At 69.2% G+C, this 12,483-nt stretch carries 10 protein-coding genes; 6 read left to right on the plus strand and 4 right to left on the minus strand.

Annotated features, from left to right (window positions below; translation table 11 throughout):
* Nucleotides 1-5: 5 nt before the first annotated feature.
* Nucleotides 6-1,013 carry a DUF5914 domain-containing protein gene (locus tag D472_RS0112425; protein WP_017604813.1) on the plus strand — a complete coding sequence of 336 codons (1,008 nt, stop codon included), beginning with the start codon at nt 6-8 and terminating at the stop codon, nt 1,011-1,013.
* Here D472_RS0112425 and D472_RS0112430 read toward each other — a convergent pair.
* The gene (locus tag D472_RS0112430) at nt 977-2,527 is read right to left on the minus strand and encodes an FAD-dependent oxidoreductase (protein ID WP_017604814.1); all 1,551 of its coding nucleotides are present in this window, start codon (nt 2,525-2,527) and stop codon (nt 977-979) included. The two genes, D472_RS0112425 and D472_RS0112430, sit on opposite strands and share 37 nt — an antisense overlap.
* A 20-nt stretch (nt 2,528-2,547) precedes the next feature.
* Entirely contained in the window at nt 2,548-3,294 is a 747-nt protein-coding gene (locus D472_RS0112435; RefSeq protein ID WP_017604815.1) for a class I SAM-dependent methyltransferase, read from the minus strand.
* 63 nt (nt 3,295-3,357) lie between these two features.
* Here D472_RS0112435 and D472_RS25400 point away from each other — a divergent pair, with 63 nt between their 5' ends.
* The 4 genes from D472_RS25400 (at nt 3,358) to D472_RS25410 (ending at nt 9,475) form a co-directional block, all read left to right on the plus strand.
* Nucleotides 3,358-4,572, plus strand: a complete 1,215-nt coding sequence (locus D472_RS25400) for a lycopene cyclase family protein (protein ID WP_017604816.1) — start codon at nt 3,358-3,360, stop codon at nt 4,570-4,572.
* A 326-nt stretch (nt 4,573-4,898) separates the two neighbouring features.
* A complete protein-coding gene (locus D472_RS25405; RefSeq protein WP_017604817.1) occupies nt 4,899-5,558 on the plus strand; it encodes a DUF4383 domain-containing protein in 660 nt (219 codons plus the stop codon).
* Nucleotides 5,555-7,036, plus strand: coding sequence for an SDR family oxidoreductase (locus D472_RS0112450; protein WP_017604818.1), 1,482 nt, complete (start codon nt 5,555-5,557; stop codon nt 7,034-7,036). The genes D472_RS25405 and D472_RS0112450 overlap by 4 nt, the downstream gene beginning before the upstream one ends.
* Before the next feature lie 150 nt (nt 7,037-7,186).
* Nucleotides 7,187-9,475, plus strand: coding sequence for an MMPL family transporter (locus D472_RS25410; RefSeq protein ID WP_083903450.1), 2,289 nt, complete (start codon nt 7,187-7,189; stop codon nt 9,473-9,475).
* 18 nt (nt 9,476-9,493) lie between these two features.
* Here D472_RS25410 and D472_RS0112460 read toward each other — a convergent pair whose 3' ends face one another.
* Both D472_RS0112460 and D472_RS0112465 read right to left on the minus strand, forming a co-directional pair.
* On the minus strand, nt 9,494-10,279 hold the full coding sequence (locus D472_RS0112460; protein WP_026117624.1) for an aminotransferase class IV family protein: 786 nt from the start codon (nt 10,277-10,279) through the stop codon (nt 9,494-9,496).
* Between the two features lie 62 nt (nt 10,280-10,341).
* Nucleotides 10,342-11,049, minus strand: coding sequence for a GntR family transcriptional regulator (locus D472_RS0112465; protein WP_017604821.1), 708 nt, complete (start codon nt 11,047-11,049; stop codon nt 10,342-10,344).
* A 185-nt stretch (nt 11,050-11,234) separates the two neighbouring features.
* Here D472_RS0112465 and D472_RS0112470 point away from each other — a divergent pair, with 185 nt between their 5' ends.
* Nucleotides 11,235-12,479: an NRAMP family divalent metal transporter gene (locus tag D472_RS0112470; protein ID WP_017604822.1), complete on the plus strand. Its 1,245-nt coding sequence runs from the start codon at nt 11,235-11,237 to the stop codon at nt 12,477-12,479.
* The last annotated feature ends 4 nt before the right edge of the window (nt 12,480-12,483 follow it).

Raw genomic sequence — 12,483 nt, forward strand, 5'->3', positions numbered from 1 at the left:
CGCAGATGACCCTGCCCGACCCTGAACCTCGGTGGCTCCCCCTGCGCCGCATGCCCAAGGACACCTGGGCTCGACAGGAACCGACCTGGCGTGAAGCGGCGCCGGGGGTGATCGGTGCGCTCCTCAAGCGCGCTTTGGCCCGTCCGTCCGGTAACTGGTACGTGCTGGCCGCCTCGGACGAGGTGCGCACCGACCGCCCCTTCGGCCGGATGGTGGCCGGTACCGAACTGGTGGCCTGGCGCACACCCGACGATTCCGTGCACGCCGGCCCCGGAGCCTGTCCACATCTGGGGGCCCCGTTGTGTCGAGGCGCGGTGGATCGAGGGCGTCTGGTGTGCCGTTGGCACGGACTGTCCTTGGGGTCGGAGGGCTTTCCCGGCTGGCACCCCTACCCCGCTCACGACGACGGAGTGCTCGTATGGGTACGTCTGGACCACGTGGGAGGTGAGGAGCCCACGGAGGCGCCCGTACTCCCCGAGCGTCCCGCGGTCGCCGGTCGCATCGCCGCCGTGGAGAGCCTGGCCGGTCGCTGTGAACCCGAGGACGTGATCGCCAACCGGCTCGACCCCTGGCACGGCTCCTGGTTCCACCCCTACTCCTTCGTCGGCCTGCGGGTCGCCGAGGTGCCGAGTGGGCCCGACCCCGACCCGGACCGGCTGGTGGTGGACGTGGGCTTTCGGGTGGCCGGCCGCTGGGGCGTGCCGGTGCGCGCCGAGTTCACCTGTCCCGAACCGCGCACGGTCCTCATGCGCATCATCGAGGGTGAGGGGAAGGGGAGCGTGGTGGAGACCCACGCCACCCCGCTGGGCGTGGACGAGAAAGGGGTACCGCGCACCGCCATCATCGAGGCGACCGTCGCCTCCTCCGAGCGCGTCGGTTTCAGACTGGCCCGCCGGGTCGCCGGAGCGGTCCGCCCGGTGGTACGCCTGGCCGCCCGCCGCCTGTGGCGTGACGACCTGGACTACGCGGAGCGCCGCTACCTGTTGCGCTCCTCCGGACGGTGGCCCGGCTGACGCAGGGAGCGGGCCAGGGCGCGCAGTGGCGCGAAACGACCCCGGCGGGGCACGCTCCACACCGTGTGTCCCCACCTCCCCCATCGGGTGAGCAGGGCATTGGCGGCCAGTACGCCACTGGTGGCGGCACGTTCCATCAACGCCACCGGAAGATCCACCCGCACGTGGTCCCCGGCCACCACCAGCCACGGGTGGGGAGTGCCCACCGTGCATCGGTCGCCGTACCCGCCCGGCGGGAACAGTGGACAGTCCTCACGTAGCTCGTGGCGGGAGTCCACCGCCTTGGCCCCGCGCAGTTCGGGATAGACCTCTAGGGCCTGTTTCCACAGCGACACCTGTTCGGTCGCCGGGTCACATCCGGGCGGCAGGGCGTAGGCGTGCAGTTCCACGACCGACCCACCGGTACGGCGTGCCCAGTCGGCCGCCTGATCCTCGTACCGTTCCAACACGCTGACGTTGTCCAGGGTGGGGTGACCGGCGGTGCCCAGGAACGCCTGCCGGTGCGTGCGCACCGGACGGTCCAACCAGTAACGGGAGACCAGGAACGGCGGTGCCGACGGCAGCCCGCTCACCCGGGTCCGCCAGATCTCGTCACCCAGAGCAGGGGAGTGGGCCACCACTTCGCGCAGGCCGCCCGGGTCGGTGGCCAGCACCACCCCGTCGAAGCGCTCACTCCGTTCCCCGCCCGATGCGGCCCAGACCACCGTGGCCCCGGTCGGTTCCTCCGGGATGATCCTCTCCACCCGTGCGCCGTGGTGGAACGCCGCCCCGGTGGCGCGTAGACGTTCGGCCAGAGGTTCCCATAGGGCCTGCGGGAAGGGGGAACGCGGCACGTCGAACACCAACCCCTCGGAGGAACCGAGGAAGTAGATGTGGAACATCACCGCCATCTCCGCCGCGGACAGGCGCTCGGGCGCGGCGAAGAAGCTTCGGCTGAACACCTCGAAGGCCAGGTGACGAGCGCTGCGCGGAAAACGGATCGCCTCCAACAGGTCCCGGGCGCTCAGGTGGTCCAGACGTTCGTACACACCCGGCACGTCCACGTCCAGCAATTGCAACGCGGCGGGCACGTTCACCCCGGCCAGCTCCCGGGCCGGGAAGCTGCGGCTGGTCGCGGCCAGGACGGCGGCGTTCCACGGAGGGGTACTGGGAAGTCCGGAGAAGCGGTCGGCCAGACCCGAGGCGTGCACCAGTGGATAATCCCTCAGCGGCACCAGGGCGGACAGGTCGGGGTCGCCGTGGCGTAGCAACGTACGCAGGTTGTAGTACTGACGGAAGAAGGCATGGAAACCCCGGGTCATCGTCGCCGTGGTGCCGTCGGCCAGGGTGGTGTCCCACCCGCGCAACCGCCCCCCCGACCCTTCCTCGCGTTCGAGGACCGTCACCCCGATCCCACGTTCGACCAGAGCGCGGGTGGCCGCCAGTCCGGCGATGCCACTCCCCACCACCGCCACCCGGGGCGTGTGCTCCGGTCGTGGGCCCACGGGCGCGGGCGCCTCGATCGCCTCGGCCATCGGATCATGGACGTCGGCGCTCACCAGGTACCCCCCGGACGGGACCCGACGAAGGTGTGCGTGATGCCGTACTGCCAGCCCGGCAGCGGTGCGCTGGCCACCGACTCCAGGCCGGCGGCCCGCATACGCGCGAGCAGGGCCTGTCTTCCATCGAACTCCAGCACACTGCGCCACAGGTAGCGGAACAGGTCCGTCCGCCCGGTCAGCGCCCTGCCGGAAGGGATGATCACGCCCCAACAGACGGTCGTCCACATCGCTTGCGCGGTCGGCGAGTCCGCCACCGAGTACTCGTGCAGGGCCAGACGCCCACCGGGGCGCAGCACCGCGCAGATCGACGTCAGGAGCGCGTCGGGGTCGGGGACGTTACGGACGAGGTAGCCGGCGAACACCGCGTCCGCCGGACCGCCCAGCCGTTCGTGCGACCACGCGGGGGACAGATCCTCGGCACGCGCCCGGTGGAACGCCACGTCGCCGCTCCATGTCTTGGAACGGGCGGTGTCGAGCATCCCTTGGGAGGCGTCCACCGCCACGATCCGGGCCTTGGGCGCGGCATCGAGCAGCGCCGCCGTGGAGGCGCCGGTACCGCACCCCAGATCCAGCAGGCGCAGCCCTTCGCCCCGATCGGGCAGCCGTAGCCGCCGTACGGAGGTGCGCAGGTCCCGGTGGTACCCGGGGTTGGCGCCGACCAGGCGATCGTAGGAGGCGGCCGCGTGATCGAACTCGTCGGTGACCGCTCCGGTCTTCATCCCACTCGTCGTGGCGGTCATGTTCCTCCCACGTGTGTCGCCGGTGTCCTCGCTTCCTCCCGCACGTCCCGACATGCTGGGAACATGACCGACTACGACGTGGTGATCATCGGCGGGGGAGCCGCAGGGCTCACCCTGTCCCATCGCATGGGCGGGGTCAACGAACGACGCGGGCGTCCCTTGCGCACCGCCCTACTGGAGCCTCCGGCGGGGGCGCACACTCCGCCTCCACGTACCTGGTGCTTTTGGGAGCCGGACGCAGGCCCCTGGGACGGGTTGTTGACGGCGCGTTGGCGTGACCTGAGCGTGGTCGGCCACGGAGGCACCGAGTACCGTTCACCGGCCGATCCCTACGTGTACAAGATGCTGCGTTCCACCGATATGGCCGCCCACGTGCGCGATCACGCCGACGAGCACCTCCGGTCACGGGAGTCGTACGTGACCGGGTTGGTCGACGGACCCGAACACGCCACGGTCCACGCCATCGAACCCGATGGCACCGAGGTGTCGTTGACGGCCCGATGGGTCTTCGACTCCCGCCCCCCGCCCCCGCCCCCGGGTGGACGCACCAGGCTGCTCCAGCACTTTCTGGGCTGGTTCGTGCGCCTGCCCCAGGACACCTTCGACCCCGGGGCGGCGATCCTGATGGACCTGCGTCCGGCGCAACCCCGTACCGGAGTCGCCTTCGGTTACGTGCTGCCGCTGTCCACACGCGAGGCACTGGTGGAGTACACCGAGTTCGGTCGCACCGCCCTGACCACCCCCGAGTACGAGAAGGCGCTCACCGCCTACTGCGCCCAGGCGGGACTGGGGGAGGTGGAGGTCACCGCCACGGAACAGGGGATCATTCCGATGACCGATGCCCCTTTCCCCACCCGGACCGGACGACGCCTGTTCCGGATCGGCACCGCGGGCGGTGCCACCCGACCTTCCACCGGTTACACGTTCAGCGGGGTGGCGCGGCAGACGGCCGCGGTGGCCGATGCCCTGGCGGCGGACCGTACACCGGTGCCTCCGGTTCCACACCGGTCTCGGCATCTGGTGATGGACGCCATCATGCTCGCGGCCTTGGACCGCGGACGGGTGGAGGGGGCCGACTTCTTCGAACGACTCTTCGCGGGCAACCGACTCGGCGACGTACTGGCCTTCCTGGACGGCGCCTCCCGTTTGCCCAAGGAGTTGCGTATGGGGTTGACCACACCGGTGGCGGCCATGTCCCGCAGCGCCCTCGACCACTTGTGGCACGCCCTGCGCACGCGTGAGGGCACCGCGCGGCCGGATCGAGGGCCCACAGAGTGAGGTCGATATGGGTGGCATGAGGGGCTTGTGGGACATGAGCGTGGTTCTGCCGGGTTGGGAGGCGAAGGTTCGGGGAATTGGGATGACACAGCGGCGGACGTGGGACGGACCGCCCGAACCTTCCGGGTCCCAGGCCCCGGACCCGACCCCCGCAGGCCCCGGCCGAGCGGTGTGGTCGGTGTGATCCCCCTGAAGGTGGTCCGCCGTACCCGGGGCGAGCACACCGCTCACGGCATATCGGTACGTCGCCGGAGTGGTACGACCCGCACCGAGCGTCGCTGGCCCCTCCGACGCTCGGTCGGAGGAGAACCGAAGGGGGCGGCAACATGAAACTGGACACCAAACGACGAGCGGATCGGCGGCTCGACCTCGTCTACCGGATCGGTGCCGGCCTCACCGGCTTGGTCCTGATCGGTTTCGGTATCGCGGGTCTGATGATCAGACTTCCGCTGTTCGACACCCAGGGCGAGGTGATCGCGGGACTGTCCACCAACGGGGCACTGAGCTTCCTGTCGATCGCCGTCGGTTCGCTGCTGGTGGGCGCGATGGTGTTGGGCGGGATCTTCGCCTCCAACGTGTGCATCGTGGTCGGCGTCGCCTTCCTCGTCAGCGGACTCGTCAACCTCTTCCTGATGGGCACGGACTTCAACATCCTGGCCTTCTCCATCCCCAACGTCATCTTCAGCTTCGTCGTGGGACTGGTGGTGTTGACCTTTGGCATGTACGGCCGGTTCAGCGGGGGCTTGGACGAGGACAACCCCTTCCACCAGTACCGGGAGAGCCGCCACCAGACCCGGGTGCCGGCCCCGCGCACCGAGGACGGCGGTGCGCGGGCCCGTGGGGCCGAGGGCGTGCCGCGTGCCCGGGAAAGGGGTCAGGATCCCGTCTACCGGGCGGGATACGAGGACGCCCACCGGGGAGCCCCCGGTGGCGCGACCGCACTGGGTGCCTACGGTCGCCACCGTCGAGGCGGGTCCACCAGGTGAGCGGCGCACAGGGGCGGGGGCGCCTGGCGTTGGTCACCGGCGCCAGCGGATACATCGGCGGGCGACTGGTCCCCGAACTGCTCGACGCGGGGTACCGGGTCCGCTGTTTGGCCCGAACGCCGGAGAAACTCCGTGACCATCCCTGGCGAGCACGGGTAGAGGTGGTCCGCGGCGACGTGGTCTCCGGGGAGGGGCTCGCCGAGGCGTTGAGTGGCGTGGACGTGGCCTACTACCTGGTGCATTCGATGGGCGGGGGAGACGACTTCGAGAGTACCGACGCCCGGGCCGCTCGCACCTTCGCCCGAGCGGCCGGGGCGGCGGACGCGGGACGAGTGGTCTACCTGGGCGGACTCGCTCCGACCGGACGGAACCTGTCCCCGCACATGGCCTCCCGTGCGGAGGTCGCCGAAATCCTCCGAGCCGGACCGGTGCCCACCGTGGTGTTGCGCGCCGCGGTGATCATCGGTTCGGGCTCGGCGTCCTTTGAGATGTTGCGGCACCTCACCGAACGTCTGCCCGCCATGACCACACCCCGATGGGTGCGCAGTCGGGTGCAGCCGATCGCGGTTCGTGACGTGTTGCGTCTGCTGGTCCTGGCCGACACGCTGCCGGCCGGCACCGATCGCGTTTTCGACATCGGCGGGACCGAGACACTCAGCTACGAGGAGATGGTCCAGCGCTTCGCCGCGGTGGCGGGGTTGTCCCGAAGGGTCGTCATCCCGGTGCCCGTCCTGTCACCTGGGTTGTCGAGCCTGTGGGTGGGTCTGATCACGCCGGTTCCGCCGACGGTGGCCCGACCCCTGGTGGAGTCGTTGCGCCATGACGCGGTGGTCGAACGGGAGGACCTGTCCGAACTGCTGAACGATCACCACCGGCTCGGATTCGATGAGGCGGTGGCGTTGGCGTTGCGCCGGATCGACGAGGACCGGGTGGACACCCGATGGTCGTCCGCGGCCTGGCCCAGCGCGCCCTCCGACCCGTTGCCCACCGACCCCGACTGGTCCGGGGGAAGCCTGTACACCGACCGCCGCGCTCGGATCGTGGAGGCACCGATCGAGGCCGTGTGGCGGGTGATCGAGGGGATCGGTGGGCGACGGGGTTGGTACTCCTGGCCCCTGGCCTGGGCCGCCCGGGGCTGGATCGACCTGGCCGTGGGCGGGGTGGGGCCGCGCCGTGGTCGCCGCGACCCCGAACGCCTGCGCGTAGGGGACTCGTTGGACTTTTGGCGGGTGGAGGAGATCGTTCCGGGGCGGCTATTGCGGCTCCGTGCGGAGATGCGACTGCCCGGTCCGGCCTGGCTGGAGCTCGGGGCGGCCCGGGTTCGTGGACGTACCGTGTACCACCAGCGGGCGGTCTTCCACCCCCGTGGCCTGCTAGGACACCTGTATTGGAAAGCGGTGACACCCTTCCACGGGGTGGTGTTCGGGTCGATGGCCGACAACATCGCCGCCCGGGCCGAACACGACGCCATGCCGTAGGCACCTCCGAGGCCCCTGCGCCGACGATTCGCCTCGACCCGCGGACGAAGCGCGACGGTGGTGCGGTAGCGTGAGGAAAGATTTGCCTAGTATTCCAAGAGGCTTGTTTTTCTAGCGAAATTTCACTCGACCCTGGAAGGACTCCCGAAGGTGAGCACAGGACTAGAACGCCCTGCTCGGCGATCACGTTGGTGGGTGGGAGCCGTCCTCCTGGTCGCCCTGGTATGGGTCTTCGGCGCGGGGCCCCTCGGTGCCTTCCTCGGCAAGCTCGGCGAGGTCCAGACCAACGACCCGGCCGCCTTCCTCCCGGACGATTCCGAGTCGACCGAGGTCGATCGCCTCGCCGAGGACTTCGATCGGGCCGACAGTGTTCCCGCCATCGTCGTCTTCTCCGGTGAGGACGAACTCACCGAGACCCGTTCGGCCGAACTGGGCACCCTCGCCGAACGGATCGGTGAGCGACCCTGGGTCGCGAATCAAGTCGTGGGACCCGTCCCCGGCACCGAGGACCCTTCCGTCGCCCAGCTCATCGTGCCCATCGACAACACCTACGACACCGGCGACTCCGTGGACGAGTTGCGTTCTCTCCTCGCCGACGAGGCCGTCGACGGACTCGATGCCGAGGTCACCGGACCGGCCGGTTACGCCGCCGACCTCGTCGCGGCCTTCGGTGGCATCGACTCCACCCTCCTGATCGTCGCCGTCGTCGCCGTCCTGATCATCCTGATCGCCGTCTACCGTTCGCCACTGCTGCCGATCCTGGTCATCGTCGCCTCCCTACTGGCCCTCGGCCTGTCCGGCGCGCTGGTGTACCTGGCCGCCGACACCGGACTGGTCAGCCTCAACGGTCAGAGCCAGGGCATCCTGTTCATCCTGGTCGTGGGTGCCTGCACCGACTACGCACTCCTACTCGTGGCCCGCTATCGCGAGGAACTGGCCACCCGTGAGCACGCGCCCGCTGCGATCCTCGCCTCGATCCGGGGCGTGGCCGGGCCCGTCTTGGCTTCCGGAGGCACCGTCATCCTCGGTCTGCTCTGCCTGTTGGCCGCCGACCTCAACTCCACCAGCAGCCTCGGACCCGTGGTCGCCATCGGCATCGTCGCCGCGATGCTCTCCGCGATGACCTTCCTGCCGGCCGCCCTGGCCCTGTGCGGCCGTGCCGCCTTTTGGCCCGCCGCACCCCACCACACCCGCCACGAGGAAGGGCAGAGCACCGACCGCGTCCTCCAGCAGCACCCCTTCTGGGGGCGCATCGCCCGCACCGTCGCCGGCCGGCCCCGCGCCTTCTGGCTGGGAACCACCGCCCTGTTGCTCCTCGCCGCCGTGTTCGCGCCCCAATTCACGGCCGAGGGAACCGGCCAGGCCGAGGTCTTTCGCACCGAGGTCGAAGCGGTGAACGGTCAGGAGACCCTTGAGCGTGGCTTCGGTTCGGAGTCCAACGCGGCCCCGGCCCAGATCATCGCCAACGCCGAATACGTGGACGAAATCGTCGAGGCCGCCGAGGACACCTCCGGAGTCGATGGCGCCGAGCCCGTGACGGAACCGGGCCCGCCCGGTGTCCAGGCCCCGATCCTGGAGGAGAACGGGCGTGTTCTGATCGAGGCCGACCTGGTGGCGGCCCCGGAGACGACCGAGGCCACCGACACCATCCGGGACCTGCGTGAGAACCTGCGAGAGGTGCAGGGGGCCGACGCCCTGGTCGGCGGAGTCAGCGCCACCGACCTCGACACCCTCGAAACCGCCCAGCGTGACTTCCTGGTCGTGGTGCCCCTGGTCCTGATCGTCGTGTTCTTGGTGTTGATCCCGCTGCTGCGCTCCCTAGTGGCCCCGCTGCTGCTCATGGCGGTCAACGTGCTCTCGTTCGCCACCGCGCTCGGTGTGGGGACCCTCGTGTTCGACCACGTGCTGGATCTGCCCGGCGCCGATCCGGTGGTGCCGCTGTTCGCGTTCGTGTTCCTGGTCGCCCTGGGCATCGACTACAGCATCTTCCTGATGGCGCGGGCCCGGGAGGAGACCCTGGTCCACGGTCACCGGGAGGGCCTCTTGCGTGCCCTCACCGTCACCGGTGGCGTGATCACCTCCGCCGGGGTGGTGCTGGCGGCGACCTTCGCGGCACTGGTCGTGATCCCGCTGCTGTTCCTGCTCCAGTTGGCGTTCCTGGTGGCGTTCGGTGTGCTGGTCGACGCCCTGCTCGTACGTTCCCTGCTCATCCCGGCGCTCTCCCTGGACGTGGGACCGCGCCTGTGGTGGCCCGGCCGTGCCGCTCGGGTGGCCGCCCCTGGTCCGGTCACCGCGTCCACGGATGGAGCGGACACCGCATCGCCTGACAAGGGCTCCGTCGATCCGGAGAACTCCACCGGAAGCGGAACCGTGGAGCGTGGCGAGAAGACCGGTGGCCTCACCGCCTTCAAAGAGGCCCGGGACGAACGAGAGGACTGACACACCCACCGTTCACCCCTAGAGGGCTTCTCCGGGAATCTCCTGGTAGGCATGGGCGAGCTCGCTTAGCGCCTCCGGTCGGGGCAGTTGGACACCGTCCACCGCCTCGACCGGGCGCACTCCTACCGTGGCGTTGGTGATGAAGGCCCCCGACATCCGGGTGGCGGCCAGCGCCGACAGCGGGCGAGTGGAGACCGGGATACCCAGTGTTTCGGCGGCCCGCTCCACCAGACGCATGGTCACCCCTGGCAGGCAGGCCGCCTGTGGCCAGACCAATCCGGTGGCGTCCAAGAAGCCGATGTTCCAGGTGGGGCCCTCCGAGACGCGGCCGTCCACCCCCGTGAAGAGGGCGTCGTCGAATCCATCCAGCTGGGCGGCGCGCCGCTGCCGGATCACCCCGAACAGCCCGGTGCTCTTGACCAGGGGAGTGTCTCGGGAGAAACGACGGGTGCCGAGCCGAAGAGGGGCCGGAGCGGAGGTCGGGGCGGTGCGGGTGGAGACCAGAATCTGGGGTAGGGCCCGTGAGGCGGGACGGGCCAGGTCCAGCCCGGGGTCGTAGACGGTGACCCGGACGATCGATGGGGAAGGGCTCGCGCGGGCCGAACGGCGGGCGAGTTCACGTGCGCGCGCGATGTCGAGTTCGGTTCCGAAGAGGGCCGTGCAGTCCCGGCTCAGGCGTTCGGTATGCAGACTCAGCCCCCGCACGCGCAATTCCGTGACCAGCATGGTCGTGAAGTGTCCGTAGCCCTGGAGGGCGAGACCAGAGAGTTCTCCCGTGCTGACGGGCCGTCCGTTCAGTTCCATGACGTGACCCATCTTGGCACCCGATGCCCTCCAATGGTGGGGTCGGTGGCGCTACTTTAGGATCAGGCCTGTTCGGGCCCCTCCATCTGGGCGAAGGCGGTGGTCAGCTGCCGTTCGGAAATCGTCAGGTATCGCGCCAACTCCTCGGCCGCTGCCTCGGTGTCCCCGGCCGCCAGGGCCAGGTGAATCCGCCGGTTCCACGACAGGTAGGGGGCGTGGAACTCCCGAGGCATGGCCATCACGTGAAAGACCAACCGGGTTTCGGCCAGAACCTGCCGCATGAACTCGTTGATCCGGGCGCTCTGCGCCAGCGCGGCCAAGGCCTCGTGGAAATGCATGTTGGCGCTACCCACGCGCCACCAGTCCCCCTCCGCGTGGGCGGCCTCCCCCTCTTCCACGGCCTGCCCCACCGCATCGACCAACGCCCGCGGTGCCTGGCCGGCCTCGCGCACCGCCGGGAGTTCGAGGGACCTACGGGCGTTGAACAGGTCGCGTACGTCCTCGCCGGTGGGGTGGGCGACGAACACGCCTCGGTGCATGCGGTGCACCAGCAGACGCTCTCGGCTCAGCAACCGGAACGCTTCGCGCAACGTGTTCCGGGAGACCTGGTACTTACGGCTGAGCTTTTCCTCCGACAGACGCACCCCAGGGGCCAGCTCGCCGTCGATGACGAAGGTACGGAGCAGGTCGGCGACGCGTTCGGCTTGACTGGTCGGCCGTACCAGGGCCGGCGCGGGCAACCGGTCGATGTGGTCGTCGGTCGCCGTCAAGTGCGCCCTCCAAGCCGCTCGGGTGCCCGCATCGGGCACGGTGGTCCCACCAATGTTACGTAGCGGAGCCAGGAGGTTTTACTCAACCACCCCTTATCGCCATCGGGCGATTGCAGTATTGTTCAACAATCCAACGATGAGGTGGGCCCCATTCCACCCCCCTGAGTGACACCGGAGAGTCCACCATGAGCGATCAGTCCCCGGTGCCGGTGCGTCCCCGCTTGGGGCGCGTGGCCCTGAACAGCGGCTTGCTCGGCGCCATGTTCCTGATGGCCACCAGCGCCATCGGTCCTGGTTTCATCACCCAGACGACCACCTTCACCGCACAACTGGGCGCCGCGTTCGCCTTCGCGATCCTGATCTCGATCCTCGTCGACATCGCCGTACAACTGAACGTCTGGCGCGTCATCGGTGTCTCGAACACACGCGCCCAGGATTTGGCGAACAAGGTGCTGCCCGGCGCGGGCTACCTGTTGGCCGTCCTCATCGTCTTCGGCGGCCTGATCTTCAACGTCGGTAACATCGCCGGTACCGGTCTGGGCCTGGACGCCATGATCGGCCTCGACCCGCGCATCGGCGCGGTCGTCTCCGCCGCCATCGCGATCGTGATCTTGGCCGTGAAGAGGCTGGGTGTGGCCCTGGACCGCATCCTCGTGGTCCTCGGGCTGCTGATGATCGGCCTCACCCTCTACGTGGCCACCGTCTCCGCTCCGCCGGTCGGTGAGGCCTTGCGCCAGTCCGTCCTGCCCGAGGCGGCCACCAGTGATCTCTTCCTCGCCACCATCACGATCATCGGCAGCACGGTCGGTGGTTACATCACCTACGCTGGCGCACACCGCCTCATCGAACGGGGCCAGGGTGGTCGAGCGAACATCGCCGCCATCACCCAGACCTCCGTCACCGGAATCCTCGTCACCGGCGTGATGCGCCTCCTGCTGTTCCTGGCCATCCTCGGTGTCGTCACCGGAGGAGTCGCGATCATGGAATCCCCCAACCCCTCCGCAGAGGCCTTCTACCAGGCCGCCGGCGAGGTGGGTATGCGCCTGTTCGGCATGATCCTGTGGGCGGCCGCCGTCAGTTCCGTCATCGGGGCCTCCTACACCTCTATCTCCTTCGTGACGACCTTCTCGCCGTGGCTGGAGCACCACAAGGGCAAGCTGGTCACCGCCTTCATCGGGGTCTCCCTGGCCATCTTCCTGGTCTCCGGGCAGGCCCCGACCACACTGCTGGTCATGGCCGGCGCCCTCAACGGCGTCATCTTGCCGGTCGGTCTGGGTCTGCTGTTGTGGGTGGCCTTCCGCCACTCCGCGACCTTGCTCGACGGCTACCGTTACCCACGTTGGCTCTTGACCATCGGTGTCGCCGCATGGGTCCTGACCGCCTACATGGCGGTCAACTCCCTGAGCGGCATCGCAGGCCTTTGGCGGTAGCCCG

Origin of the sequence: Nocardiopsis alkaliphila YIM 80379 (genome assembly GCF_000341005.1) — a bacterium.
GTDB lineage: Bacteria > Actinomycetota > Actinomycetes > Streptosporangiales > Streptosporangiaceae > Nocardiopsis > Nocardiopsis alkaliphila.

What these genes read in the sequence shown, in the direction of transcription:
- D472_RS0112425 (WP_017604813.1), top strand. Translation starts at nt 6, where the DNA reads ATGACCCTGCCCGACCCTGAACCTCGGTGGCTCCCCCTGCGCCGCATG.
- D472_RS0112430 (WP_017604814.1), bottom strand. Translation starts at nt 2,527, where the DNA reads ATGGCCGAGGCGATCGAGGCGCCCGCGCCCGTGGGCCCACGACCGGAG.
- D472_RS0112435 (WP_017604815.1), bottom strand. Translation starts at nt 3,294, where the DNA reads ATGACCGCCACGACGAGTGGGATGAAGACCGGAGCGGTCACCGACGAG.
- D472_RS25400 (WP_017604816.1), top strand. Translation starts at nt 3,358, where the DNA reads ATGACCGACTACGACGTGGTGATCATCGGCGGGGGAGCCGCAGGGCTC.
- D472_RS25405 (WP_017604817.1), top strand. Translation starts at nt 4,899, where the DNA reads ATGAAACTGGACACCAAACGACGAGCGGATCGGCGGCTCGACCTCGTC.
- D472_RS0112460 (WP_026117624.1), bottom strand. Translation starts at nt 10,279, where the DNA reads ATGGAACTGAACGGACGGCCCGTCAGCACGGGAGAACTCTCTGGTCTC.
- D472_RS0112470 (WP_017604822.1), top strand. Translation starts at nt 11,235, where the DNA reads ATGAGCGATCAGTCCCCGGTGCCGGTGCGTCCCCGCTTGGGGCGCGTG.